The organism is Actinospica robiniae DSM 44927, from assembly GCF_000504285.1.
Classification (GTDB): domain Bacteria; phylum Actinomycetota; class Actinomycetes; order Streptomycetales; family Catenulisporaceae; genus Actinospica; species Actinospica robiniae.
Genome location: NZ_KI632511.1, coordinates 2,361,932 through 2,387,682, shown reverse-complemented (window position 1 = coordinate 2,387,682; position 25,751 = coordinate 2,361,932). Strand labels below are relative to the sequence as shown.

Annotated in this window: 25 protein-coding genes; 14 read left to right on the top strand and 11 right to left on the bottom strand. The window is 71.2% G+C overall.

The genetic code is table 11. The features are described 5' to 3' along the window. Positions 1–6 precede the first annotated feature (6 nt). Complete coding sequence (locus ACTRO_RS10165) at positions 7–2,442, top strand: beta-xylosidase/alpha-l-arabinosidase (protein WP_034262899.1); 2,436 nt, start codon at positions 7–9, stop codon at positions 2,440–2,442. A gap of 183 nt (positions 2,443–2,625) precedes the next feature. Here ACTRO_RS10165 and ACTRO_RS10160 read toward each other — a convergent pair whose 3' ends face one another. Further along, entirely contained in the window at positions 2,626–3,441 is an 816-nt protein-coding gene (locus tag ACTRO_RS10160; protein ID WP_034262897.1) for a methyltransferase domain-containing protein, read from the bottom strand. Between the two features lie 87 nt (positions 3,442–3,528). Then, a complete protein-coding gene (locus ACTRO_RS10155) occupies positions 3,529–4,248 on the bottom strand; it encodes a Clp protease N-terminal domain-containing protein (protein WP_034262896.1) in 720 nt (239 codons plus the stop codon). An 85-nt stretch (positions 4,249–4,333) separates the two neighbouring features. Between ACTRO_RS10155 and ACTRO_RS10150 the strand changes: the two genes are divergently transcribed. After that, positions 4,334–4,951, top strand: a complete 618-nt coding sequence (locus ACTRO_RS10150; protein WP_034262895.1) for a DNA-3-methyladenine glycosylase — start codon at positions 4,334–4,336, stop codon at positions 4,949–4,951. Positions 4,952–5,086: 135 nt separating this feature from the next. Here ACTRO_RS10150 and ACTRO_RS10145 read toward each other — a convergent pair whose 3' ends face one another. Next, positions 5,087–6,280, bottom strand: coding sequence for an RtcB family protein (locus tag ACTRO_RS10145; RefSeq protein WP_034262893.1), 1,194 nt, complete (start codon positions 6,278–6,280; stop codon positions 5,087–5,089). A gap of 361 nt (positions 6,281–6,641) precedes the next feature. Between ACTRO_RS10145 and ACTRO_RS10140 the strand changes: the two genes are divergently transcribed. Then, the gene (locus ACTRO_RS10140; RefSeq protein WP_034262892.1) at positions 6,642–6,962 is read left to right on the top strand and encodes an L-rhamnose mutarotase; all 321 of its coding nucleotides are present in this window, start codon (positions 6,642–6,644) and stop codon (positions 6,960–6,962) included. A 25-nt stretch (positions 6,963–6,987) separates the two neighbouring features. On the opposite strand, the gene ACTRO_RS10135 is transcribed toward ACTRO_RS10140, so the two are convergent. The 3 genes from ACTRO_RS10135 to ACTRO_RS10125 all read right to left on the bottom strand — a co-directional run bounded on the left by ACTRO_RS10135 (position 6,988) and on the right by ACTRO_RS10125 (position 9,135). Continuing rightward, positions 6,988–7,764, bottom strand: a complete 777-nt coding sequence (locus tag ACTRO_RS10135; protein ID WP_051450612.1) for a class I SAM-dependent methyltransferase — start codon at positions 7,762–7,764, stop codon at positions 6,988–6,990. A gap of 110 nt (positions 7,765–7,874) precedes the next feature. Continuing rightward, a complete protein-coding gene (locus ACTRO_RS10130; protein WP_084316139.1) occupies positions 7,875–8,672 on the bottom strand; it encodes a GNAT family N-acetyltransferase in 798 nt (265 codons plus the stop codon). Continuing rightward, positions 8,647–9,135, bottom strand: coding sequence for a MarR family winged helix-turn-helix transcriptional regulator (locus tag ACTRO_RS10125; protein WP_051450610.1), 489 nt, complete (start codon positions 9,133–9,135; stop codon positions 8,647–8,649). The genes ACTRO_RS10130 and ACTRO_RS10125 overlap by 26 nt, the downstream gene beginning before the upstream one ends. 101 nt (positions 9,136–9,236) lie before the next feature. Between ACTRO_RS10125 and ACTRO_RS10120 the strand changes: the two genes are divergently transcribed. Continuing rightward, the gene (locus tag ACTRO_RS10120) at positions 9,237–9,890 is read left to right on the top strand and encodes an FMN-dependent NADH-azoreductase (RefSeq protein ID WP_034262890.1); all 654 of its coding nucleotides are present in this window, start codon (positions 9,237–9,239) and stop codon (positions 9,888–9,890) included. Between the two features lie 45 nt (positions 9,891–9,935). On the opposite strand, the gene ACTRO_RS10115 is transcribed toward ACTRO_RS10120, so the two are convergent. After that, positions 9,936–10,901, bottom strand: coding sequence for an EamA family transporter (locus ACTRO_RS10115; protein WP_034262889.1), 966 nt, complete (start codon positions 10,899–10,901; stop codon positions 9,936–9,938). A gap of 92 nt (positions 10,902–10,993) precedes the next feature. On the opposite strand from ACTRO_RS10115, the gene ACTRO_RS10110 reads away from it, so the two are divergent. Further along, a complete protein-coding gene (locus tag ACTRO_RS10110; RefSeq protein WP_051450608.1) occupies positions 10,994–11,923 on the top strand; it encodes a LysR family transcriptional regulator in 930 nt (309 codons plus the stop codon). 116 nt (positions 11,924–12,039) lie between these two features. Here the strand turns inward: ACTRO_RS10110 and ACTRO_RS10105 are convergent, their stop codons facing one another. Then, on the bottom strand, positions 12,040–12,798 hold the full coding sequence (locus ACTRO_RS10105; RefSeq protein WP_034262888.1) for an LLM class F420-dependent oxidoreductase: 759 nt from the start codon (positions 12,796–12,798) through the stop codon (positions 12,040–12,042). Next, the gene (locus ACTRO_RS10100) at positions 12,780–15,764 is read right to left on the bottom strand and encodes an FAD-binding and (Fe-S)-binding domain-containing protein (protein WP_051450607.1); all 2,985 of its coding nucleotides are present in this window, start codon (positions 15,762–15,764) and stop codon (positions 12,780–12,782) included. The genes ACTRO_RS10105 and ACTRO_RS10100 overlap by 19 nt, the downstream gene beginning before the upstream one ends. A gap of 47 nt (positions 15,765–15,811) precedes the next feature. On the opposite strand from ACTRO_RS10100, the gene ACTRO_RS10095 reads away from it, so the two are divergent. Genes ACTRO_RS10095 through ACTRO_RS10080 form a run of 4 tightly spaced genes read left to right on the top strand, consistent with a single transcriptional unit; the run spans position 15,812 to position 19,617 of the window. Continuing rightward, complete coding sequence (locus ACTRO_RS10095) at positions 15,812–16,894, top strand: ABC transporter substrate-binding protein (protein ID WP_211244177.1); 1,083 nt, start codon at positions 15,812–15,814, stop codon at positions 16,892–16,894. Further along, positions 16,891–17,673: an ABC transporter permease gene (locus ACTRO_RS10090; RefSeq protein ID WP_034262887.1), complete on the top strand. Its 783-nt coding sequence runs from the start codon at positions 16,891–16,893 to the stop codon at positions 17,671–17,673. The genes ACTRO_RS10095 and ACTRO_RS10090 overlap by 4 nt, the downstream gene beginning before the upstream one ends. After that, complete coding sequence (locus ACTRO_RS10085; RefSeq protein ID WP_084316136.1) at positions 17,670–18,470, top strand: ABC transporter ATP-binding protein; 801 nt, start codon at positions 17,670–17,672, stop codon at positions 18,468–18,470. Before ACTRO_RS10090 ends, ACTRO_RS10085 begins: the two co-directional genes overlap by 4 nt. Position 18,471: 1 nt before the next feature. After that, the gene (locus tag ACTRO_RS10080; RefSeq protein WP_034262886.1) at positions 18,472–19,617 is read left to right on the top strand and encodes a phosphotransferase enzyme family protein; all 1,146 of its coding nucleotides are present in this window, start codon (positions 18,472–18,474) and stop codon (positions 19,615–19,617) included. Between the two features lie 4 nt (positions 19,618–19,621). Here ACTRO_RS10080 and ACTRO_RS10075 read toward each other — a convergent pair whose 3' ends face one another. Then, positions 19,622–20,260, bottom strand: a complete 639-nt coding sequence (locus tag ACTRO_RS10075; protein ID WP_245594343.1) for a response regulator — start codon at positions 20,258–20,260, stop codon at positions 19,622–19,624. Between the two features lie 43 nt (positions 20,261–20,303). Further along, positions 20,304–21,491, bottom strand: a complete 1,188-nt coding sequence (locus ACTRO_RS10070) for a GAF domain-containing sensor histidine kinase (protein ID WP_034262885.1) — start codon at positions 21,489–21,491, stop codon at positions 20,304–20,306. Between the two features lie 134 nt (positions 21,492–21,625). Here ACTRO_RS10070 and ACTRO_RS10065 point away from each other — a divergent pair, with 134 nt between their 5' ends. The 5 genes from ACTRO_RS10065 (at position 21,626) to ACTRO_RS10045 (ending at position 25,744) form a co-directional block, all read left to right on the top strand. Then, positions 21,626–22,387, top strand: coding sequence for an SDR family NAD(P)-dependent oxidoreductase (locus tag ACTRO_RS10065; protein WP_051450606.1), 762 nt, complete (start codon positions 21,626–21,628; stop codon positions 22,385–22,387). Position 22,388: 1 nt separating this feature from the next. Further along, positions 22,389–23,462, top strand: coding sequence for an S-adenosylmethionine:tRNA ribosyltransferase-isomerase (locus ACTRO_RS10060; RefSeq protein ID WP_034262883.1), 1,074 nt, complete (start codon positions 22,389–22,391; stop codon positions 23,460–23,462). Between the two features lie 153 nt (positions 23,463–23,615). Continuing rightward, complete coding sequence (locus tag ACTRO_RS10055; RefSeq protein WP_157436038.1) at positions 23,616–23,993, top strand: hypothetical protein; 378 nt, start codon at positions 23,616–23,618, stop codon at positions 23,991–23,993. A 13-nt stretch (positions 23,994–24,006) separates the two neighbouring features. Next, positions 24,007–24,897 carry a transglycosylase SLT domain-containing protein gene (locus tag ACTRO_RS43130; protein WP_051450605.1) on the top strand — a complete coding sequence of 297 codons (891 nt, stop codon included), beginning with the start codon at positions 24,007–24,009 and terminating at the stop codon, positions 24,895–24,897. After that, the gene (locus tag ACTRO_RS10045; RefSeq protein WP_034262881.1) at positions 24,887–25,744 is read left to right on the top strand and encodes a hypothetical protein; all 858 of its coding nucleotides are present in this window, start codon (positions 24,887–24,889) and stop codon (positions 25,742–25,744) included. Before ACTRO_RS43130 ends, ACTRO_RS10045 begins: the two co-directional genes overlap by 11 nt. Positions 25,745–25,751: the final 7 nt, after the last annotated feature.

Genomic DNA, 25,751 nt, shown 5'->3' with positions numbered 1-25,751 from the left:
GGCCCGATGACCACCGCGCCCGAATCCGCCCGCAGCGCCCCCGACCCGACCCCGCCGGACTGGCGCCGGACCGAGCTGCCGGCACAGCTCCGGGTGGCCGACTTGATCGCTCGGATGACGCCGGCGGAGAAGTGCGCCCAGCTCTACGGAGTCTGGGTGGGGGCCGATGCCGAGGGCGGCGAGGTCGCCCCGCACATGCACGAGAACCTGGCCGAGCAGGTGGACCTGGAGGAGCAGGCCAAGCTCGGCCTCGGCCAGCTCACCCGTCCGTTCGGCACCGCGCCGGTCGATCCGGCCCTCGGCGCGCTCTCGCTCGCGCGGACTCAGCGTACGATCACGGCCGCCGGCCGCTTCGGCATCCCGGCGCTCCCGCACGAGGAGTGCCTGGCCGGATTCGCCGCCTGGGGCGCCACGATCTACCCGGTCCCGCTGGCCTGGGGTGCCGCCTTCGACCCGGAGCTGATCGCCGAGATGGGCGCGCGGATCGGCGCGGACCTGCGCTCGGTCGGCGTTTACCAGGGCCTTGCGCCCGTCGTGGACGTAGTGCGCGACCTGCGCTGGGGGCGGGTCGAGGAGACCATCGGCGAAGACCCGTGCCTGGTCGGCCTGACCGGCGCCGCATATGTCAGAGGCCTGCAGGAAGGCGGCGTGATCGCGACGCTCAAGCACTTCGCCGGCTACTCCGCCTCGGTCGGCGGGCGCAACCACGCCCCGGTCCGGGCCGGGAACCGGGAGCTCGCCGACGTGATCCTGCCGCCGTTCGAGCACGCCGTGCGCGTGGCCGGCGCCCAGTCGGTCATGCAGTCCTATTGCGAGATCGACGGTCTGCCCGCCGCCGCGGACGCCGGACTGCTCACCACACTGCTCCGGGAGACGTGGGGCTTCGAGGGCACGGTCGTGTCCGACTACTTCGGCATCGGCTTCCTGCACTCGGAGCACGGCGTGGCCGCCGACGACACGGACGCGGCCTGCCAGGCGCTGTCGGCCGGGGTGGACGTGGAACTGCCCACCGTGCGCGGCTACGGGCAAAGGCTCGTCACGGCGGTGGAGAACGGCGAGATCGCGGAGACCTTCGTCGACCGGGCGCTATGGAGGGTCCTGATGCAGAAGTGCGAGCTCGGCCTGCTCGATCCGGACTGGTCACCGGTGCCGCCCGTACTCGGCGGAGGGGCCGCCGAGACCCCGCTTCCGCAGCCGGCCCCCGGCACGGTCGACCTCGACAGCGTGGCGAACCGCGCACTGGCCCGCCGCGTGGCCGAGGAATCGGTGGTGCTGCTGGACAACCGATCCGGCCTGCTCCCGCTCGACCCGGCTTCGCCGGGCTGGCCCGGGCAGCGCGGCATCGCCGTGGTCGGCCCGCTCGCGGATGAGGCCTCTGCGATGCTCGGCTGTTACTCGTTCCCGGCCCACGTCGGCCCCCAGCACCCTGGGACGCCGGTGGGCGTGCGGATTCCGACCGTGCTCGAATCGCTTCGCTGCCAATGGCCGGGCATAGAGCTGCACACGGCCAGGGGCTGCGAGGTCGCCGCCGATCTCGACCCGGAAGAACTCGGCCGCGCGGTGGCCGCCGCCCGGGACGCGGACCTGTGCATCGCAGTGCTCGGAGACCGGGCCGGACTGTTCGGCCGCGGCACCAGCGGCGAAGGCTGCGACGCCCCGGATCTGTCGCTGCCGGGCCGGCAGGGCGAGTTCCTCGACGCGCTGATCGAGACCGGCACGCCGGTCGTGCTGGTGCTGATGACCGGGCGCCCCTACGCGATCGGCCGCTACGCCGACCGCCTCGCCGCGATCGTGCAGGCGTTCTTCCCCGGCGAGGAAGGCGGCCCCGCGGTGGCCTCGGTGCTCAGCGGCCGGGTCAACCCCTCGGGCCGGCTGCCGGTCAGCGTGCCGCACAGCGAAGGCGGCCAGCCGTGGACGTACCTTCAGCCGCCGCTCGGTCTGCTCAACTCGATCAGCAGCGTGGACCCGACCCCGGCCTATGCGTTCGGCCACGGGCTGAGCTACACCGGGTTCGTCTGGGAGGACTGCGCGGTCGACGCCGACGAGGTGCCGGTGGACGGCGAGTTCGTGATCGAACTCACCGTGCGCAACGTCGGCCCGCGCGACGGCAGCGACGTGGTCCAGCTCTACCTGCACGACCCGGTGGCGCAGATCACCCGCCCGCGTGCCCGGCTGATCGGCTTCGCGAAGGTCGCCGTCCCGGCCGGTGAAGCGCGGCGGCTGCGCTTCCGTTGCCACACCGACCTCGCGGCGTTCACGGGACGGTCCGGGCAAAGGATCGTCGAGCCCGGAGACCTCGAGATCCGGGTCGCGACCTCGAGCGCCGAGGAAGCGGTCAAGCACCGGCTCGCCGTCCGCCTCGTCGGCGAGGTCCGTGACGTCGATTCCGCGGCCCCGCACCGGATCGCGGGCGAAGTCGCGATCGCCGAGGCGGCGGCGTAGGCCGAACACGGCGGCGGGCCGACCCACGAGGTCGGCCCGCCGCCGTGTTCGCCTCCGCTGATCCCGCTGCCGCAGATGGACACCGCAGGCATGGCGGGAACAGCGTCGGATCGTGTTCGGTGCGGGAGATGCGGATCACGCTTCCCGCGCCGCGGCCGAAGCGGCCGGGATCTCAGGGGTCGATCAGACCCGGCACAGCAGCTCGCCGTGCGGGATGCCCAACCAGCCGTCCCGGTCGCGCGCCCACTCCAGCCAGCCCTCGGCCAGCCGCTCCAGTTCGTCCGGAGTGGCCAGACCCCCCTCCACGGCCACGCGGGCGAAGTCGGACTTCGTCGCGCGCTCGGCCCACAGTCCGCCCCACCACTCGCGCTCGGCCGGGGTGTTGTAGCACCACATCGAGGCCGTCGCAGTGATCTGCTCTTCGGTGAAGCCGGCCTGGCGCGCCCAGGACTTCAGGTGCCGGCCGGCGTCCGGCTCGCCGCCGTTGGCCCGGGCCACCCGGCAGTACAGGCTCACCCATTCGTCCAGCGCCGGCAGCTGCGGGGACCAGAAGAACGCGCTGTAGTCGCTGTCGCGTACGGCCACGACGCCGCCGGGACGACATACCCGGCGCATCTCGCGCAGCGCGCCGACCGGATCGCCCACGTGCTGCAGCACCTGGTGCGCGTGTACGACGTCGAAGCTGTCGTCCGGGAAGTCCAGGGCGTGGACATCACCGACCACGAATCGGACGCGGTCGGCGACGCCCTTCTCCGCCGCGTGGTACCTGGCCTGATCCAGCACGCTCTCGGCCCGTTCCACGCCGACCACCTCGCCCGGCGCGACCAGGGCGGCCAGGTCCGCCGTGATCGTGCCCGGACCGCAGCCCACGTCCAGCACCGTCAGGCCGGAGCGCAGGTGGGGGAGCAGGTAGCCGCAGGAGTTGGTCGCCGTGCGCCAGGTGTGCGATCGCATCACCGAGGCATGGTGGCCATGGGTGTAGGTGGCCGTCTCGGACATCTCAGCAATCTCCTTCGAGAGCGTGTCTGGATATGGAGACCCTAGCAGCGAGTTCCATTATCCGGTCAAAGATGTCTCATATACTGATCACTCCGAGGCGGCGGCGAGCGCCGCGCGTGCGCGCACGAACCGGTCGAGCTCGGCCAGCAGGGTCGTGCGCACCGCGTCCCGTTGCGCCCCCAGTTCGGCCAGGATCCTCGCGGCCTCGGCGGATTCGTCGCGTTGCAGGGCGAGCAGCAGGTGCTCGGTGCCGATGTAGTTGTGGTTGAGGTCCAGCGCCTCGTCGAGGGTGGCGCGCATCGCGGCCTTCGTCTTGGCGGTGAACGGGATGGCCCCTTCGGTCGGTTCGCCGGCCGGCGGCTGAGCGGCGATCACGTGGTCGTACACCTGCTCCTTGCGCACCTGCAGCCGGGCCAGGGCGAGCGCGGCGAGGCTGTCTGCGGGCTCGAACAAGGCGAGCAGCAGGTGCTCGGTGCCCACCGCGGTGTGGCCGAGGGCGCGGGCCTGCTCGATCGAGCCCTGAACGACCTGCTGCGCCTTGGCGGTGTAGCGCTGGAGCGTCGGAGTCACGCCGGTGAAGCGCTTGTGCGCGGCCTGCTTGCTCACCCCGAGCGAGGCGCTCAGCTCGGCCCACGACATCCCGGCCTGCCGGCACTGGAAGACGAAGTGGTCCAGCAGCCGGTCGCCGAGCTGGCTGAGCCCGCCGGCCACCTCGGCGGCCTTGGCGAGCTGAGCGGAGGGGTCCTCGTCCGGGACGCTGGCGCGGACGGTCTCGATGAGGTCTTGCAGCGTCGGTGTCGGTGTCATGAGTCAACTGTAAGTTGACGAAGCCGGATCGTCAACGCAAAGTTGACGATCGGCTCGCGGGTGTCGCGCGGGTTAGAGTGGCGGGGTGTCGGACCGCGCCTTCTTCGCCCGAACCTCGCTGGAGGTGGCGCCCGACCTGCTCGGATGCCTGCTGACCTCACGCTCGGCGCTCGGCGAGGTGACGCTGCGGATCACCGAGGTCGAGGCGTACGCCGGATCCGCCGACCCTGCCTCGCACGCGTACCGCGGCCAGACCGCGCGCAACGCCGTGATGTTCGGCCCGGCCGGGCACGCCTACATCTACTTCATCTACGGCATGCACTACGCCATGAACGTCGTCTGCGCACAGGACGGCGTGGCCGAAGCCGTGCTCGTCCGCGCCGGCGAAGTGGTCGACGGCTTCACCCTCGCCCGCGCGCGTCGCAAGTCGAGCCGTACCGACGCGGACCTGGCACGTGGGCCGGGGCGGCTCGCCTCCGCACTGGGCCTCGGCCGCGGTCTCGACGGAGCGGACCTGTGCGAGTCGGGCGGAGAGCTCACCATCGAACGCGGCGAGCCGACCGATCCCGCCCTGATCCGCAGCGGCCCGCGCACCGGCATCACCCTCGCCGCCGACCTCCCCTGGCGCTTCTACATCCACGGCGACCGCAGCGTGAGTCCGTACCGCCGCGCGAAGTCGGCCGGCCCGCCCGACGCCGCCTGAAGCAGGCCGCGGACGCGCGATCGCCCGGTGGTCGGGACCGAAGTCCCCTACCACCGGGCGAATGCGTATTGGTGCTTATTCGGTGCGGCGTCATGCGGGCGGGCCGCCGCGTGACTTCGGCGTCAGCCCTCGAACTCAGCCCTTGACGCAGACGAGCTGGCGCAGCTCCGCCACCACCTCGACCAGGTCGGTCTGAGCCGCCATGACGCGCTCGATCGGCTTGTAGGCGCCCGGGATCTCGTCGATCACCCCGGCGTCCTTCCGGCACTCCACCCCGGCCGTCTGGCGCTCCAGATCAGCCTGCGTATACGTGCGCTTGGCCTGGCTGCGGCTCATCCGCCGCCCCGCGCCGTGCGAGGCGGAGTTGAACGCGGCCTTGTTGCCGAGGCCCTTGACGATGTAGGAGCGGGTGCCCATCGAGCCCGGGATGATCCCGAACTCCCCGGACCCGGCCCGGATCGCGCCCTTGCGGGTGACCAGCAGCTCCTCGCCGTCGTAGGTCTCCTCGGACACGTAGTTGTGGTGGCAGGAGATGGTCTGCTCGAACTTCGGCCGCGCGCCCTTGAACTCGCGCGCCACGACGTCCTGGAACAGCGCCATCATCACGGCACGGTTGTACCGCGCGTACTCCTGCGCCCAGAACAGATCGGCCCGGTAGGCGTCCATCTGCGGCGTGTGGGATAGGAAGACCGCGAGATCCCGGTCCACCAGACCCTTGTTGTGCGGCAGGCTCTGGGCGACCCCGATGTGGTGGTCCGCCAGCTCCTTGCCGATGTTGCGGGAACCGGAGTGCAGCATCAGCCACACGTGGTCCTCGCCGTCGAGACAGAACTCGATGAAGTGGTTGCCGGAGCCGAGGGTGCCCATCTGGCCGCCGGCCCGGCCCCGACGGGCCTTGACCGCGGGGGCCAGCTCGTCGAACTCGCGCCAGAAGGCCTTCCACCGGTGCTGGTCGAAGCCGTGCAGCTTCGCCGGGTCCACGGGGTTCTCGTGCAGTCCCCGGCCGACCGGGATGGCCCGCTCGATCCGGTAGCGCAGGTGGCTCAGGTCGTCCGGCAGGTCCTTCGCGGTCAGCGAGGTGCGCACCGCGGTCATCCCGCAGCCGATGTCCACGCCGACGGCCGCCGGGCAGACCGCCCCGCGCAGGGCGATCACGCTGCCGACGGTGGCGCCGATGCCGAGGTGCACGTCCGGCATCACCGCCACGCCCGCGACCTGCGGAATCGTGGTGACGTTGTAGAGCTGCTGCAGTGCCTTCGGCTCGACGGTGTCCGGGTCCGCCCACAGGCGGATGGGCACGTGCTTGCCGGGCAGTTCGTACATGGGCATGAAGAATCCTAGCTTCGTGCTTGAGATCAAGATTAGTGCGCACCCGCCGCTGACGCACGGTGGCGATGGCGGCGGCGGGGCGGGCAGACGGGCGCGGAGAGGTCCGACCGGGGACTACTCACCCACCCTGGTAAGGGGCCTGCGACAGTGGCGCGAGGATCGTCGCTGCAGCACTGGATTGCCTCCCTACCAGGTCGATGTTGCGGGCCGGTCCGCTCCAGTCGGACTCTCAGCCGCGCCGCAGTCCATTGAGCCACACCGTGCCCGACGCGGCAACGCAATTACGGCCGCCCGCCGGAGCACCGGGCGTCGTCGGCTGCCGCCCTGTCGAAACCTCGGATGTCTGTGATAAAACGGCCGCATGCGCATCGCATTGCACACCAGGGTCAGAGCAGACCGGATCGACGAGTACGAGGCCGCGCACCGCGAGGTGCCGCCGGCGCTGGCGGCGGCGATCCGGGACGCGGGCGCGAGCAGCTGGTCGATCTGGCGCAGCGGGTGCGAGCTGTTCCACCTGATCGAGTGCGAGGACTACGCGCGGCTGCTGGCGAGCCTGGAGAACCTGCCGGTCAACGTGCAGTGGCAGGCGCGGATGGCCGATCTGCTCGACGTCGTGCACGACTACTCGGCCGAGGGCTCCGAGGCCGGACTGCCCGAGGTCTGGCGACTGCCCGAGGCGTGACGCGGCGGGCAGCCGCGGCGAGTCGTCAGCCCCGGCCGGCCAGGGAGAGATCGCGGCCGAAGAGCGTGGCGGCGAGCAGCGTGGTGAACCGCTCGGTGATCTCGCCGTCCGGGAAGAGATCGGACAGGATGGCCCTCTCCCGGTCGAGGAACGCCTGCATCCCGTCGCCGAGTTCTGCGATATAGGACTTCGAGGCCAGATTCGCCAGGTGCGTCTCGAGCGGAACGGTGCGCTGCCAGTCGAAACTGAACGACTGCTTGGGCAGGTCCGGGTCGAGGTCCACGTTCTCCCAGGCGTGCTCGGCCGAATGATGATGCCACTGCATGTTGGCGGCGCTGATGCGTTCGCGCTGCTCCCACTCCCAGCCGCTCTCACGCGAGGTCTGGTTCCACCACAGCGCGAGCACGCCGTGCGGACGCAGCACCCGCCGGGCTTCGGCGAGCGCGCGCGGCTGGTCCATCCAATGCCACGCCTGGGCGTAAGTGATCAGGTCGGCGCTGTCGTCCGCGAGCGGCAGCGCGTTCCCGCTGCCCTGCACGACACGGGCGCCGGGCGTGGCCGCGACCAGTTCGCCGAGCATCGCGCCGGACAGCTCGACGGCGGTCACGTGCGCGCCGCGCTGCGCGAGCTGCCGGGTCGCGATGCCCGTGCCCGCCGCCACGTCGAGAACGTCGGCGCCGGCCAGCCGTCCGCCGAGCAATTCGTCAAGGGCGTCGAACAACGCCTCGGGATAGGTCGGCCGAGCCGCCGCGTAGTGCCGGGCCGTGGATGCGGTATCGAATTTGGACTGCTCCTGCGCCATGCCGCCAGGCTACTGGATCTTCCCCTGCCCAGGGGCGATCCGCTCCGCCGAGGCCTGCCCTGCCCTGCAGGGCCCGCGGCCCGCGGGCCCTGCGAGCGGCTGACGGCCGTTCAGCAGGCGGAAGCCTCGACCACGGGCACGGTCGCCGTCGGGAGCGGCCGGTAGTGGTAGTGGTGGTGGGTCGTGAAGCCCAGACCCCCGTACAGGGCCAGCGCCGCGTCGTTGCCCTCGGTCACTTCCAACATCGTGGAGCGGGCACCCCGCTCCGCGGCCCAGTCCAGCAGGGTCTTGATGATCAGCCGGGCCAGCCCGCGCCGCCGGGCCGCCGGGGCCGTCTCGATGCCCGCCAGGCCCACCCACTCGCCCGACGGCCCGGCCAGCACCGCGCGGCCGATCGCCAGCGGTTCGCCCGACGCCTCGTTGTACACGGTGGCGTAGCAGTACCGCTCACCGGAGCCCATGATTTCCTTGGCCTGCGGCGGAATCCCGCCCGCGCGATAGAGCCGCAGCCAGCGGTCCTGCGGCCGGTCCGCGGTGGAGAGCGCGACGTTCGGATAGCCGAAGGCGGTCAGGGCCGCACGCACCCGCGTCACATCAGCGGTCTGCCGTAGCGCGGCGGCCAGCCCCTCCGCGCAGCCGTGCGCGGTGAGCAGAGCGTCGAGCTCGCTGCCGACGACGGCCTGCACCAGCGGGGGCAGCTCCCGGCCGGCGTACCAGTCGCAGATCGAGGCCAGGGCGTCGGGAAGCTCGCGGCTGAGCGGGCCGAGCGGCCAGACCGAGTTGGCCCGGTGGGTGAACCCCACCCCGGCGCGCAGCTCCCAGCCGTCCATCCGCTCGGTCTCGAGGTACCCCCAGCAGTCCGCGGCCACCGCGAACAGTTCGTCAGCATCCGTCATTGGTACAGGCATGAGCTAGATCGTACCGGGACCCCCGGGCCGCCACACGGCGCAGCATGGAGCGCAAAAGCTCCTGCTCGGCGGGGGAGAGGTCGCCCAGCAGCTCGTCCTCGGCGGCCTTCGTCTGCTTCTGCAGCTCGAGCAGCCGATCCTGCCCGGCCGCGGTGGCCCGGATCAGCTTGCTGCGCCGGTCGCGCGGATCGGCGACGCGCTCCACCAGCCCGGCCCGCTCGAGGTCGTCGACCAGGTACACCATCACCGTCCGGTCCACCCCGAGCTGCTTGGCCAGCTCGGCCTGGTTGCGCGCGCTGCCGTGCGCGGCGCCGCACAGCGCCTCGAAGCCGCGCGGGCCGTGCGGGATGTCGCCGACCGCCGCGCGCAGGGCGCCCATGTGCGCCCGGAAGGACTCGGCGAGCAGCCAGGAAAGGCTCTCCTCGAGCCCGGCGGGCAGAGCGGGTGCGACTTCTTCCGGCATGCACTCAGCGTAGCGCACTGCGCGGACTTGACAAATAATCTGCGCGACAGACATTCTTGAAAGTAGACAAGATGCCGCACAGACAATCTTCGGAGGCACTCATGGCCCACCTGCTCCACATCGACTCCTCGCTGTTCAGCGAAGCCTCGGTGTCGAAGGAGATCGCCCGCACCTTCCGGCAGACCTGGGCCGCCGAGCACCCCGGTGGCCTGGTCACCTACCGCGACCTCGGCGCCGAGCCGGTCCCGGCGCTGACCGAGGCCGCGCTCTTCGCCGCCCAGACGCCCGAGGCGGAGCGCTCTCCGGAGCAGGCCGCCGCGCTGCGCGCCCGCGAGGAGCTGGTGAACGAGGTGCTCGAGGCCGACGCGTACCTGCTCGCGGTGCCCATGTACAACTGGGGCGTGGCCGGCACCTTCAAGGTGTGGCTGGACCAGATCCTGCTCGTCGGCACCACCGCCGGCGGCGAGGTCCCCCCGCTCTCCGGCCGCCCGGCCACGGTGGTGCTGAGCTACGGCGGCGGCTACTTCCCCGGCAGCCCGCGCGAGGGCTGGGACTTCGTCCAGCCTTACCTGGAGACGGTGCTGGGCAAGGCGATGGGCCTCGACGTCACCTTCGTCACCGCCCAGCTGACCCTGGCCGAGCGCAACCCGGCCATGGCCGACCTGATACCCCAGTCCAAGGAGCTGCGCGCCCAGGCCCACGAGCAGGCGGAGGTCTCCGCCCGCAGCCTCGCCGCCCGCTTCGCCGCGGCCTGAGCCGGGCGCGAAAAACAGAGGTCTGGCCGTTCAGCGTCGCACGGTTCAGGCCACTGGTTCGGTCGCCGGTTCGGCCGCCGGCTCGTCCATCGTCTCCCTGGCAGGGGTGGCCGGCACGGCTTTCGGCGTGTGGGCGGGGAGCGCCACCAGTGCGATGCCGGCGAGTACGAGGGCGCAGGCGCCGATCGTCGCAGCCGTCAGCGACTCGCCGATCAGCATTCTGCTGGCGATCAGCGCCACGACGGGGATGCCGAGGGCGTAGGGGGTGACGCGATCGGCCGGGTGCTTGGCCAAGAGGCTGGACCAGGCGCTCATGCCGAGAATCGTGCCCAGCACGACCATGTACGCGAGCGCGAGCCAGGCCCGGGGGCTGGCGGCGGCCATGGCGGCGATTTCGGCGTGGAGGCCTCGGCCGTGGCCGGGTACGTTCTGCGTCAGCGAGAGTGCGAGCAGCGGCAACGGCGGTATCAGCGCCGACCACACGACGAGGCGGAAGCCGTTGTCCGGCCGGGCTCGGGTGAACGGCGCCATCCGCGTGCACACGTTCCCGATCGACCAGCTCGCGCCGGCGCCGAGCACGATCAGCAGCGCAGACCACGGCACCGCCTGCCCACGCGTCAGGCCGACGAGGAGGAGTCCCAGGCAGCTGATCAGCACGCCGACGATCCGCCGACGGGTCGGGCGCTCGCGCAGCACGACGGCGGCGACCAGGATCGTCATCGGTGCCTGCGCGTTGAGCACCAGCGCGGTCAGGCCGGAGGGCATGCCGTGCGCCATGCCGAGGTACAGCAGTGCGTACTGCCCGGTGCTGCTGAACAGGCCGATCAGCACGATCCAGCGCCAGGCCAGCGGCGGGCGCGGGACGAACAGGCAGCACACCGCGACGCAGCTGAATCGCAGACCGCCGACCAGAAACGGGGGCAGTGCGCTGAGCGCACCTTCCGTCACGGGAAAGCTCAGTGCCCAACACAAGACGATGTATCCGGCGAGTAGACGGTCACGAAGAGGCATAACGCTACGTGTGGCCATGGCCTCTATGAAACAGGTCGGGTAATCTGCTCGTCTATCGCAAAGATCTGCGTGTAATCATAAAGGTGATCTGCATGATCGACCCTGTCCATCTGCGTACCCTCCGTGCCCTCGCCGACCACGGCACCGTCGTGGCCGCTTCCGAGACCCTGCACTTGAGTCCCTCGGCGGTCTCCCAACAGCTCACGTCGCTGGCCCGCACCACCGGTTGCACGTTGCTGGAGAAGCGCGGGCGCGGCGTGGTGCTGACGCAGCCTGCGAAGATCCTGCTCGAACACGCCGACGCCATCCTCGAGCGTTTCGAACAGGCCGAGAGCGACATGCGCAGCTACCAGCAGGGAGACGCCGCCGTCCTGCGCGTCGGCGGATTCTCGACGTCGCTGCAGCACTTCGTCGCCGAGGCCGTCTCCAGCGCCCTGCTGCGCAACCCCGGCTGGAGCATCCAGATCGACGAGGTCGAGTCCGAAGAGGCCATGGCCCTGCTGCTCGACCGGGAGCTCGACCTGGCTGTCGTCATGATCGCGCCGAACCGGCCGCTGTTGGCCGACCGGCGGATCAGCCTAGAACCGCTGATCGCCGACACCTACCGCGCCGTCGTCCCGCGCGCCCACCCCCTCGGCGCGCTCGACGAGATCGACCAGCTCAGCCGCCTCGCTTACGAGCCGTGGGTGCTGTCCCGGCACTGGACTTCGTGCCACGAGATCGTCATGGCCGCGTGCGCGGTGGCCGGGTTCCAGCCGCATGCCGCGCACAACACCACCGACTTCGCGGCGGCGGTGGCGATGGTCGGACACGGGCTGGGCGTCACCGTGATCCCGATGCTCGGACTGCCGCGGCACGTCCCGGAGAGCGTACGAGTGCTGCCGATCCAGGAGAGCCCGCCGACCCGCCACATAGCCGTCGCCGTCCGCAGCGGATCGGCGCAGCCGGGCTCGCCGCTCGCCCAGTTCCGCAGACTGCTCAAAGAGGTCGTCACCCCGCTCGCGGCCGTCGCGTCGCACTGAGGGGTGGAGAGACGCGGAGATCGGCGCGGCGGGCGCGCCTCGGGCACTCGACGCCGATGGCCGATGGCGGACATCGAGCGCTGAGTGCCGGGCGTCAGGTGGTGGTAACCGTCTCGTCAGCCGCGGGCGTGGGCGACGAGGCGCTCGAGCGGAGAGAGGTCGAAGGGGGCGTCGCCGCCGAGGATGATGTGGGTGGCGCCGGCGCCGAGGTACGCCTCGAAGTCGTCCACCTCCTCGTCGCGGATCATGACCGTGCGGTCGATCGACTTCGGATCGCGCCCGACCTTCTCGCACCACTCGTTCAGCACGTCGTTCTTGTGCTGGAAGTTCTCCACCGGGCCGAACGCGTTCCACATGTCGGCGTACTCGGCGACCAGACGCAGCGTCACCTTCTCGCCGGAGCCGCCGATCATGATCGGCAGGTCGGTGGCGGCCGGGTTGAGCTTGGCCAGGCGCTCCTTGATCCGGGGCAGGGAGTCCTTGAGTGCGGCGAGCCGCTCGGCGGCGGTGCCGAACTCGTAGCCGTATTCGGTGTAGTCGCGCTCGAACCAGCCGGCGCCGATGCCCAGGATGGCGCGGCCGCCGCTGATCTCGTCGATCGTGCGGGCCATGTCGGCCAGTAGCTCCGGGTTGCGGTAGGAGTTGCAGCTGACCAAGGCGCCGATGTGCGCGTTGCGGGTGATCGCGGCGGCGGCGCCGAGCAGGGTCCAGCACTCGTAGTGCGGGCCGTCGGCCTCGCCGGAGAGCGGATAGAAGTGGTCCCAGGTCCAGATCGTGTCCGCGCCGATCTCGTCGGCCGACCGCCACGCCTGGAGCAGCTGGTCCATGGTGCAGTGCTGCGGGCGCAGCTGGATGCCTACCTTGAAGCGTGCCACTGTCGTTCAGGCCCTCCAATGAGCTCGGCCAGGGTCTGCGGCCGAGGGACGGTGGATGACGGCGGAGCGAGATGCCCGTATTGGGTCGCGCAGGAGAATCCGTCGATCAGCAGCCTACAGCGATCAACATCCGTATCCGCGCGCGCCACGATCTTCGCGAGCCACTGCTCGGTACCGATCTGCCGCGACAACTCCTCGTGCTCGGCGTCGAAACCGAAGGAGCCGGCCAGGCCGCAACAGCCCGCGTCGAGTACTTCGACGCGGTAGCCGAGGCGTTCGAGGACGCGCTGATCTGCATCGATGGCGTTCACGGCTCGGGCGTGGCAGTGCGGGTGCAGCAGGACCCGCGGCGTCTCGCCGTCGGCGGTGCGCGCGGCGAGTCCGGCAGCCTCGGCGAGCTTGTCCAGCGCTTCGGGCGCGAGGGCGAGCAGATGCTCGGCGGGGGAGCGGGCGAGTTCGGCCAGGCGCTTCGCGCGGGGGTCGTCCGCGAGCAGGCCCGGCAACTCGTCGCGGAACGCTGCCAGGCAGCTCGGTTCGGGGACGACGACGGGGATCGACTGGTCGATGAAGGGCTGCAGCACGTCGAGCAGGCCGCGCAGTGTCCGCCTGGCGAGGGTGAGCATGCCCGCGTCGTAGAGCGGGCGCCCGCAGCATGCCCACGCAGTGGGGACGGCGACGCGCTCCCCGACGGACTCGAAGATCGACTTCCAGGCCTCGCCGAGCTCCGGGCGGTACGCGTCGGTGAAGGTGTCCGGCCACAGCACGACGGTCGCGGCGGCGGCCGGTGCGGAGCGCTGCCGACGACGCAGGGTCTTGGCGGCGATGACGGGCGCCGGTCGCCTGGTGGTGACGCCGACCATCTTGCGGCCGAGCTTTCCGAGGGGCCCTTCGCCTGTGGCGGCGTTCGCCAGAGCCGGCATCCGGGCGCCGAGGCGCAGCAGCCACGGTGTGAGTGCGAGCGCGTACATGGCCCGGGGTCGCAGGCGTTTGCGATAGAAGTGCGCCAGGAACTCGGCTTTGTACGTCGCCATGTCCACGTGCGTGGGGCAGTCCGTGGCGCAGCCCTTGCAGGCCAGGCACAGGTCCAGCGCCTCGCGGACGTCCTCGTTGCGCCAGGTCGCCGGCGTCACCTCGCCCTGGAAGAGCTCGACGAGCAGCTTCGCGCGGCCGCGGGTGGAGTGGCGCTCATCCCTCGTCGCTCGGTACGACGGGCACATGACGCCGGCGTCGTCACGGCGGCAGCGCCCGACGCCGACGCAGCGTTCGGCAGCGTGCTGCACAGAGCCGTCATCGTCGGCGAGTGCGAAGAACCCCGAGCCGGCGCCGAGAACGACCGACTGCCGGTAGCTCGGCCCGTAGCGCAGGTTCTGGTCGAGCGGGTACGGGTCCACGACCTTTCCCGGGTTCATCCGCCCGCGCGGGTCGAACACTGACTTGACCTGGCGGAACGCGTCCACGAGCTCGGGCCCGTACATGCGCTCGAGCAGTTCTCCGCGGGCCTGGCCGTCGCCGTGCTCGCCGGAGAGCGAGCCGCCGAGCGAGACGACCAGGTCGGCCGCGCGCTCGACATACGACCGGTACGCGCGCAGGCCCTCGCGGGTGTGCAGGTCGAAGTTGTTGCGCGTGTGCACGCAGCCTTGGCCGAAATGTCCGTACCAGGCACCGGAATAGCCGTACTCGTGCCAGAGTTCGGTGATACCCCGCAGATACTCGCCGAGCCGGTCCGGCGGCACCGCGCCGTCTTCCCAGCCTTCGGCGTTGTGGCCGCCGTCCTCGCGCAGGGCGGTGGCGCCGAGGCCGGACTCGCGGATCGACCAGGCGCCGCGCTGTTCCTCTTCTGCCCTGAGCAGACGATGGCCCACCTGGTCGGGCATGGCAGCGATCAGGGCTTGGGCCGCGGCGTCGGCCTCGGCGTCGTTCGCGCCGCCGACCTCGGCCAGCAGCCAACCGCCCGATCCGGCTTCCAGCGCCTCGTCGAGGCCGGGTAGCAGCGGCAGGTGCGCGGAGTTCAGCTTCCGTGCCCGCATCTGCCGCACGAGCGTGACATCGAACCCTTCCAAACCGAGCAGCGGATGCGGGAGAGGGGTCGCCAGGATCGAGGGAACCGCGTCGGCGGCCTCGAATACGGTCGGATACGCGAGCAACACCGCGCGGCGGACCGCGGGAATCGTGGTCAACCTGACGACTGCCTCGGTCACCAGCGCGCAGGTCGACTCGGTGCCGACCAGCAGTCGGGCGACGTGCAACGGCTGGTCGGGCAGCAGTTGGTCGAGGTTGTAGCCGGAGACGCGGCGGGGGATGTCCGGGTACCGCTCCCGGATCTGCTCGGCATGCCGGCGCCCGATCTCCCTCAGCGAGCCGAGGATGCCCGCCTCCGGCGCACCTGCGCGCACCAGCGCGGCGTACTCGGCCTCGTCATATGCGCCGAAGTCGTACTCCTCGCCGCCGTAGCACGCCACCCGCAGCCGCAGGACGTTGTCCACGGTCTTGCCGGCGTAGAGCGCGTGCGTGCCGCAGGAGTTGTTGCTGATCATGCCGCCGAGGGTGCACCAGGCGTGGGTCGCCGGGTCCGGGCCGAAGGTCAGCCCGTGCTCGGCGACGGCCGCGCGCAGGTCGTCGAGGACCACGCCCGGCTGTACCCGGGCGGTGCGGGCGTCCGGATCGATCTCCAGGATGCGGTTCATATGGCGGCTGAAGTCGAAGACCACCGCCTCGTTGCAGCCCTGGCCGGCGAGCGACGTGCCGCCGCCGCGTCCGAGCACCGGCACGTCGTGGTCGGCGCAGACCCGTAGCGCAGCCGCCACGTCCGCCGCCGACGACGGGAAGACGGCGCCGACCGGAATCTGGCGATAATTGGACGAATCGGTCGCGTATACCGCACGGGTCCCCGGGTCGAAGGCCACATCCCCGCGCACCGCGCCGCGCAGGTCGCGTTCCAGTCCCGCCGCATCCCTGACCGTGGACATACTGGCGATCTTAGGCCAGTCCGCGCGAACAGGTAGGATCATCCTCCGTGATTCCACCCCCGGACAAGGGCATACGCCCGCCCAACCTCACCCGCCGCTCGCTGGTCGCCCTCGGCGTCGGCGCCGGGGTGACCGCACTGACGGCCTGGGGCGGAGGGACGAGCCGCGGTTCCGGCACCGGAGCCGCCGGCCTGACCCCGGTCACCCTGGCCTTGGACTGGACGCCCAACACCAACCACACCGGGATCTACGTCGCCCAGCAACTCGGCTACTTCGCCCAGCGCGGCCTCGACCTGCGGATCGTGCCCTACGGCACGACCGCCCCGGAAGTGCTGGTCTCCACACACAAAGCCGACTTCGGCATCTCGTACCAGGACGGTCTGACCCAGGCCGCCGTCTCCGGCGGCGACATCGTCTCGGTGTTCGCGATCACGCAGAAGACGGATGTGTGCATCGGCGTGCGCGCCGACTCCTCCATCACCGATCCCGCGCAGCTCGACGGCAAGACGTACGCGGGCTACGGCGGACCGATGGAGGTCCCCATGCTGCAGTACGTCATCAAAGCCGCGGGCGGGACCGGCAAGTTCAAGGACGTCACCCTCAACACCGACGCCTACCAGGCACTTTATGCCGGGCAAGCCGACTTCGCGATGCCCGAGCCGACCTGGGAGGTGATCCAGGCCGCGCAGGTCGGCAAGCCGCTGCGCACCTTCGACGTCACCGCGTACGGCTTCCCGGCCATCTACTCCGCGATCATCGCGTCCTCGAACCACTACCTCAGCGCCAACGGCGACACCGCCCGGCGGTTCCTGGCCGCGATCGAGGAGGGCTACGCGTACGCGACCGCGCACCCGTCCGATGCGGCGAACCTGCTCATCCAGGCCAACACGTCGGTCCTGGGCACGCAGCGCCAACTCGTCCTGAAGAGCGCGCAGCTCGAGGCCGCCGAGTACTACAAGGACACGGCCGGCCAGATCGGGTACCAGAGCGAGGCACGCTGGCAGGCGCTGACCGACTTCATGTTCCGCAACGGCATCCTCGCGGACGCGTCCGGCAAGCCGATCACCTCCGAACCGAAGGTCTCCAAGCTGTTCACCAACGCATACCTCCCGGCGGGCGTGACCGCATGACCCTCCGCCGCGCCCTGCGCATACTCTGGCCGCCCGTCCTGCTCGCGATCGTGCTGCTGGTCGGCTGGCAGCTGCTGTCCGACCACGGCATCCGCAACCCGCAGGTGCTGCCCTCGCCGACCGCGATCGTCTCGGCCGGCTGGCATGAGCGGGCCACCATTTGGCACAACGCCGTGCCGACGCTGCGCGAGACCGAGCTCGGCTTCGCCCTCGCGTTCGCGCTCTCCTGGATCCTGGCCGCCGCCATGGACTTCACGCCGCCGATCCGCCGGGCCGTCTACCCGATCCTGGTGGCATCGCAGACCCTTCCGATCGTCGCGATCGCGCCGCTGTTCGTGGTCATCTTCGGATTCGGCATCATGCCGAAGATGCTGCTGGTGGCGCTGGCCACGTTCTTCCCGCTGACCGTGTCGCTGGCCGCGGGCTTCGCCACCGCCGACGGGGACGCCGACCGGCTGCTGCGCTCGATGGGAGCGAGCCGGTGGCGGATCTTCTGGACGGTCCGGGTGCCCGGGGCGCTCCCGTTCTTCTTCTCCGGCCTGCGGGTGGCCATCACCTACGCCATCGGCGGCGCGGTCTTCGCCGAGTACCAGGGGGCGGAGAGCGGCCTGGGCATCTATCTGCAGCAGATGCAGCAGGTCTTCCGCACCGATCTGGTCTTCGCCACGGTCGCGGTGATCGCGCTGCTGAGCGTGATCCTGTTCGCGCTGACGTACCTGTTGCAGGCTTGGCTCACCCCGTGGCGCAAGTACGAGCGCGCTCAGGAGGCGCGGCGATGACGACGAACGAGGCGAACGTGAACGAGTCGGACACGTTCCTACTGGAAGCCACCGATCTGCGGCACGAGTTCGCCCGGCCCGGCCAGGCGCCGCTGCCGGTGCTCGACGGGCTCTCGCTGCAGGTGCGGCCGGGGGAGATCGCCGCCCTGATCGGGCCGAGCGGCAGCGGCAAGTCCACCCTGCTCAACATCCTGGCGGGACTCGACCGGCCGACCGGCGGGCAGGTGCGCGTCGGCGGAGACGGCGCCGTCGGCTACATGCCGCAGAAGGACCTGCTCTTCCCGTGGCGCACCATCGAGGACAACGCGATCCTCGGCCTCGAGGTGGGCGGCCTGAAGAAGAAGGCCGCGCGCGAGCGGGTGGCGCCGCTGCTGACGGAGTTCGGCCTCGGCGGGTTCGAATACTCCTACCCGGCCCAGCTCTCCGGCGGCATGCGCCAGCGTGCGGCGCTGCTGCGCACGGTCGCGATGGGCCGGCCGCTGCTGCTGCTCGACGAGCCCTTCGGTGCCCTGGACTCGCTGACGCGCACGCAGATGCAGCTGTGGCTGGCCGAGACCTGGCAGCGTCACGGCTGGACGATCGTGCTGGTCACGCACGATATCCGGGAGGCGGTCTTCCTCGCCGACAGCGTCCACGTGCTCACCTCCCGGCCGGCCCGGGTGGCCCGGCGGATCGAGGTCGAGCTGCCCCGGCCGCGGACGGCGGAGACCTTCGGCCTGCCCGAGTTCTCCCGGATCGAGCGCGAGCTGCTCGGCGCGCTCACGGCCGGGAGCGAGCCCGGCGGATTAGCCTCCTGATATGGGATCACCGCACCTGGTGCACGGCATGGGTTCGGAGCCGGCCGAGGCGGACTGGCCGACGCTGCACCCGATCGACCTCGAGATGCTGCTGCGGACGTATCCCGAGGCGGGCGGCCTGGCCGAGGTGGAGTGGCACTCGCCGCGTCCACTCTCGGCGGCCGCGCTCGTGCGCACGAGCGCGGGCACGAGGCTCTTCGTCAAACGGCACCACTCCAGCGTCCGCAGCAGGCGGAGCATGGAGGAGGAACACGCCTTCCTCGCCCATCTCCTCGCGCACGGCGCGCCGGTCGTGCGCGTGCTGCCGGACCGTTTCGGCCGGACCGTGACGGCCGGCGGCGACAACGGCGAGTGGACCTACGAGGTGCACGAGGTCGGCGAGGGAGACGACGTCTACCGGGATGCGATCTCGTGGTCGCCGTTCCTGTCGCTGGCGCACGCGCGCTCGGCCGGGCGGACGCTCGCGACCTTGCACGCGGCCGCGGCGGGCTACGACGCGCCGGACCGCAGTCCTGCTCCGCTGGTCGGCGGCTTCACGATCTTCGGCGACCGCACGGACCCGATCGCCGCAGCCGGCCGATACCTGGCGCTACGTCCGGCCCTCGAGGCCGAGATGTGGCGTTGGCCCGACTGGCCCGAGCAGCTCCGGCGGCTGCATTTGCCCTACTGGAAACGTCTACGGCCGTTTCTCGACGAGCTCGAACCGCTGTGGACGCACAACGACCTGCACGCCTCGAACCTGTTGTGGCGCGGCGACGAGGCCGTCACCGTGATCGACTTCAACCTGGCCGATCGCGCGTTCGCCGTGCACGATCTCGCACTGGCCATCGAGCGCAACGCGATCGAGTGGGTCCGCCTGGCCGAGAGCGGCGAGGCGGCCGTACACGCGGACGCCGCGCAGGCGCTGATCGAGGGATACGAGGAGGTCAGGAAGCTTACCGACGCCGAGCGGGCCGCGCTTCCGGAGCTGCTGCCGCTGTGCCACGTCGACTTCGCGCTCAGCGAACTCGACTACTTCGCCGGCATCACCCGGTCGACGGAGAACGCAGAGCTCGCCTATCGCTACCTCATCGACCACACAGCCTGGTTCGATACTGATGCGGGACGCGAGCTTCTGCGGCACGTTCGGGCCGCGCTCGACCGCTGACTCGTCACTCCTGATGCCGCACGGCCCAGAGCGCGGCCTGCGTGCGGTCCGCGACGCCGAGCTTCATCAGGATGTTGGACACGTGCGTCTTGACCGTCTTCTCCGCCACGTTCAGGCTGCGCGCGATCTCCCGATTCGAACGCCCGGCCGCGATCAGGTCCAGCACCTCGTGCTCACGCGCCGTCAGCTGCGGGCCCTGCGGCTCCCGGCCGGACGCCCCGCCGGCCGACGCGCTCGAACCCGCCTGGGACAGCAGCTGCGCCGCCACCTGCGGACCGAGCAGCACGTGCCCGGCCGCGACCGCCCGCACCGCCGTGGCCAGCGCGGCCGGGTCCACCTCCTTCGAGATGTACCCGCGCGCACCGGCCCGCAGCGCGGGAAGAGCACTGCGATACTCGCCGAAGCTGGTGACCATCAGCACCCGCTCGGCCAAGCCCTGCTCGGCCAACTGCTCCAGCGCCGCCAGGCCGTCGACCACCGGCATGACCAGGTCGAGCAGCACCACGTCCGGGTCCAGCTCGCCGGCCAGCCGCACCGTCTCCGCACCGTCGACCGCCTCGCCCACCACCTCGAGATCCGGCTCCAGCTCGAGGAAGACCCGCAGGCCCTGGCGCACCATCGGATGGTCGTCCGCGATCAGCACACGGATACGCCGTGCCGCCGCCCCGCCGGCGGCCCCGCCCGTACTAGCCCCGACCACCCGGTACCTCCAACTCGATCACTGTGCCCTCGCCCGGCTTCGCGCGCACGGTCAGCCGACCGCCCACCGAGTCGGCGCGCTCCCGCATCGAGACCAGGCCGAGGCCCCGCCCGGCGGTCTGCGCGTCGAACCCGACGCCGTCGTCGCGCACGATCAACCGCGCGCCGCCCGGAAAGGCTCCGGCCGCCGCGCCGCGCTCGGGGATCGCGCACAGCGAGAGGTCGATCCGCTGCGCCTGCGAGTGCCTGAGCGCATTGTGTAATGCCTCCTGCGCTACCCGTAACACGACCTGATCATGCGTCGGCGGCAGCTGCGGCGACGGGCAGCAGCGGAAGGAGACCTTCGGGCCGCCGTGCGAGGCCTGAGCCCGGTCCACCACCGCGACCTGCTTGCGCAGCGCCTCGGCCAGGCCGTCCCCGTCCAGATCCGGCGTGCGCAGCTCGCCCACCGCCGTGGACAGCTCGGCCGCGGCCTCGGTGGCGAGCGCGCCCACCTGGGCCAGCTGCTCGCGGGCCCGGGCCGGGTCGGTGTCGATGAGCGAGCCCGCCGCCTTCGCGGTCAGCCGCAGCGCGAACAGCTTCTGCGCCACCGCGTCGTGCAGCTCCCGGGCCAGCCGGGCCCGTTCGGTGGTGATCGCGAGCTCGCGCTCGCGCTCGTACAGGCGCGCGTGCGTGAGGGCGATCGCGGCGTGCGCGGCCAGGATCTTCAGGACCGCCTCGTCCTCCTCGGTGAAGCCCTCGTCGTCCGGGTCGGTGTTGCCCATGAACAGCGCGCCGAGGATCTCCTCGCCGTCCCGGATCGGCACGCCCAGGAAGCCCTTGAGCCTCGGGTGCGCGGCCGGCCACCAGTTGAAGCGGGCGTCCGCGGTGATGTCGTCGAGCCGCTGCGGATGCGGGTCCTGCATCATCACCCCGAGCATGCCGTGCTGGCGCGGCAGCGGCCCGATCGCCCGCCACTGCTCGTCGGTGACGCCCTCGACCAGGAACCGCGCGAAGGACCCGGCGCCGTCCGGCACGCCGAGCGCCGCGTACTCGGCCCCGACAAGTTCGCGGGCGGTGCGCAAAATCGTGCGCAGCACCGCGGAGGTGTCCAGGTGCCTGGTCACGGCGAGCACTGCTTCGCTCAACTCGCTCATGGCGGCCAACGCGGCGGCTCTGCCTTGCTTGGTGGGCATGACCTCACGGTACCGCCCGGGCTGGTGGGAGGACATCCGGCGGTATACGGCCGTTGGTCCTAGGACCAAGGTCCCGGGCAGTCCGGGCCCCGCGCCCGATCACCGCCCGCCCGGCCCGGCGGGAGAGTCGGGGCATGACGAAGACGGATCAGAACCCCCCGCGCCAGACACAGCTGCGCGACTCCAAGCCGGTCGCCGTGATCACCGGAGCCTCCGCCGGACTCGGGCTCGAACTCGCCCGCGAACTCGCCGGGCGGGGCTGGCGCCTCGTGCTCACCGCCCGCGGCGCCGAGCGGCTCGAACGCGCGGCCGCCGAGCTGGGCGAGCTGACCGAGGTGACCGCGCTGCCCGGCAGCGTCGTCGACGACGACCACCGCGCCGAGCTCGCCCACGCCGCCGCCGAGTTCGGCGGAGCCGACCTGCTGGTCAACAACGCCTCCACCCTGGTCGGATTCGACCTCGAGGGCGAGGCCATGCCCACCCTCGCCCAGTTCCCGCTGGTCGGCCTGCTCGAGACCTTCGAGGTCAACGTGCTCGGCCCGCTCGCACTGACCCAGCTGGTGCTGCCGCAGCTGCGGCGCAAGCAGGGCCGGATCATCAACGTCTCCTCCGACGCGGCGGCCGAGGCGTACCCGGGCTGGGGCGGGTACGGCGCGAGCAAGGCAGCCCTCGACCACGCTTCGGCGATCCTGGCGCTGGAGGAGCCGGCGCTCACCGTGTGGTCGGTCGACCCGGGCGACATGAACACGCAGATGCACGACGACGCCGAGCCGGGCGTCGACCATTCCGACCTGCCGCATCCCGCCGACGTCACGCCGGCCTTCATCCGCCTGCTGGAGACGTCCCCCGCCTCCGGCCGCTACCTCGCCACCGAGCTGCTCAAGGAGGAGGTCTGAGATGACGATCAGCCTGGAGACCGGGTTCGATTTCGACGTCCCGGACGAACTGACCGCACACGAGCCGGCCGAAGCCCGCGGCCTGTCCCGGGACGGCGTGCGGATGGTGGTGGGCTACCGCGGGCGGATGAGCACCGAACACCACGCGTTCACCGACCTGCCCGCGCTTCTGACGCCGCGTGACCTGCTCGTCGTCAACAACTCGGGCACGCTGCCCGCCGCGCTGAGCGGCGTGCTGGCCGACGGCCGCCAGATCGCGCTGCACGTCTCCTCGGCGGAGCCGGACGACCGCGGCGCCTACCTGGTCGAATTGCGCGAACCGTCCCCCGACGGCGGCGCGGCCCGGTACTACGCCCCGGCCGAGTCTCCGGCCCGGGCCGGACTCGTCGTCACGCTGCCCGGCCGGGCCCACGCCCGGCTCACCGAGCGGTTCACCGACCGGCTCTGGTTCGCGCGGCTGAGCCTGCCGCGCGGATTGTCGCTGGTGGCCTATCTGGCCTGGTACGGCAAGGCGATCCGCTACGGCTACGTGGACCGGGAGTGGCCGATCGAGGCCTACCAGACGGTATTCGCCACCGAACCCGGCAGCAGCGAGATGCCGAGCGCGGCCCGGCCGTTCACCGCCGAAGTCGTCGCCGAGATCGAACGGCGCGGCACCCCGATCGCGACGATCACGCTGCACACCGGCGTCGCATCGCCGGAGGCGCACGAGGCCCCGTACGCCGAGCGGTTCAAGGTGCCCGAGCGCACGGCACGCCTGGTCGAGCGGACGCACGAGGCGGGCGGCAGGGTCGTGGCCGTCGGCACGACGGCCGTGCGGGCCCTGGAGTCGGCCGTCGGCCGGGACGGCCGGATGCGGGCGGCGGACGGGTGGACCGATCTGGTCATCACGCCCGAGCGCGGCGTGCAGGCGGTGGACGGACTGCTCACCGGCTGGCACGAGCCGCGCGCCTCGCACCTGCTCATGCTCGAAGCCGTGGCCGGCCGCCCGCTGCTCGATCTCTGCTATGCCGAAGCCATCGCAGAGGCCTACCTCTGGCATGAATTCGGAGACGTCAACCTCCTGCTGCCGTGACCTGCCGGAGTTGTCATTTCGGTACCTCCATTCTCGCGAATGCTGGCCTGGTCCGGACCGTTTGGACTAGGCTCGGCCTCCTACGGGAAACACGGGATGCGGCCGCGCCGACGTCATTGATCGGATCTGATCGCGAGGTAAGGGGGCAGGGTCATGGGCCTTTTGGGAGACGTCGAGCACGGTTTGGGCGATGTCGTACATGCCGGGGAACAAGGCCTCGGCGACGTCGTCCACGCGGGAGAGTCGGCGTTCGACGAACTCGTCTCGATGCTGGGCAAGCTGCGCGACGTGATCACCGGCGCCGGCCTCGGCTCGGCGGTCAAGGAGCTCGAACAGCTGGCCGACGAGGCGAACGCGCTGCGCGGCCGGCTGGCCGCCGCGGTGGACTCGACCCACTGGTCGGGCGCGGCCGCGGACGCGTTCAAGAAGCGGGCGCAGCAGCGTGGCGATCAGATCAGCGGCCTGGTCCGGGCGATCGACGCGGCCCACACGGCGGTCGCCGCCGCGTACGCCGTCGCCGGGATCGGTTAGGGGAGGGGCAACGATGTCCGGCAGCGGCCAGTACCAGGTCGACCTCGACTCCGTCAGTTCACTGACGAAGACGTGGCAATCCGCGGCGCAGACGGTGGGCAAGATCAGCCAGCAGCTCCAATCCGTACACGGCAGCCTCGAGAGCGCCATCCCGACCGCGCTCATCGACGGGCTGGCCGGCGAGGTTCCGCTGGCCGCCGCCTTCGCCGCCCTGGCGGAGGCGGCCAAGGCGGCCGGCACCCTCGCGCAGGGCCTGGCACAGGACGTCTCCTCGCTCGAACAGAACCACGCCAACTACGAGAAGGCCGAGGCCGAGATCACGGCCAAACTGAAGGCGGCGCAGGAGGCGCAGGCGAAGGCGAAGAAAGCGAGCGGGCCGCACGGCGGCGGGTCCACCGTCACCGCGGGCGGGAGCGGACACGGCGGGTCCGGCGGCGGCTCCGGTTCCGGCGGCGGTTCGGGCGGTTCGAGCTCCGGCGGCGGTTCCGGCTCCGGCGGGGGCGGCGGCTCGGTCCAGCCGTCCGGGCCGGCCCACTACGCCAACCAGCAGCAAGTCAACGCGTGGATCGGCGAGGCCTTCAAGATCCTCGAGGCCAACGGCGTGCCCGCGAGCGAACTCGACCAGGCCGGCGTGCTGCTCATCATCGAGCACGAGTCCGGCGGCAATCCCAACGCCATCAACAACTGGGACAGCAACGCCAAGGCCGGAGACCCCTCCCGCGGGCTGATGCAGACGATCGGCACCACCTTCGACGCCTACAAGCTCGCGGGCCACAACGACATCTACAACCCGGTCGACAACATCATCGCAGGGGTCAGATACGCGCTCAGCCGGTACGGCTCGATCCAGAACGTACCCGGAGTCAAGAACGTCGACAACGGAGGATCGTACGTTGGGTACTGAGCACGCCGGCCTTCGTGCCCTGCTGCCGGGCGTGGTCGCCGCGGCGCTGGCGCTCGCGCTCACCGGCTGTTCCGGTGGCGGCAGCCCGTCCTCGCTCGCGGGCGTGAGCAGTGCGCACCTGGGGAGTAGCGCCGGGGCCACGGACACCGCGGCGAGCCCGAGCCCGGGCCCGAGCACGGGCGCTGGACTCGGCGTCGGCGCGTCGAGCCCGGCCACGTCCGCCGCAGGGGGCGGATACGCCTCCGCCGCCCTGCCCGCCGGCGTCTGGACGAATCCTTCCGCGATCCCGCTCTACGCCGCGTACCACTGGCGATCCCCGGCCGCCGTCGACAAGAAGGCGAGCGTGCCCGTGCTGACGGCAGTGCAGGATTGCCAACCGGCCCTCAGCGCCGATGACAAGTCCGAGCTGGCCGCGTTCCCGGCCGCGCAGGCCGACCTGACGCCCACCTCGGGCGGCACCGGCGGCCAGGACGACTGGACCGCACAAGAGACGGTCCTGTCGACCGGGGATACCAGCAGCGGCGACATCCAGGGCATCTACATGCTCTACACGGACCTGGTGAGCCAGATCAGCAAGTGCGCCGCCACCGCCACGGGCGCGAAGCTCACGAGCGTCTCGTCCACCCGCGCGGGATACTCCGCCACGATCACCATCCCCACCTCGACCGGGACGACGCTGACCGTGCACGAGTACCTCGCCGCGCCGTACGGCTACCTGGTCGAGTTGTCGGTGTGGGTAGCGCCGTACAGCGGAGACAAGCCGGGCGCGGCTTGGGACGGCGCTTCGTCGAGCGCCGTGCTCGCGGCGTTGTCGACGGGGCCGTGCGCGCTGTCAAAGGCCTGCTAGATCTCCG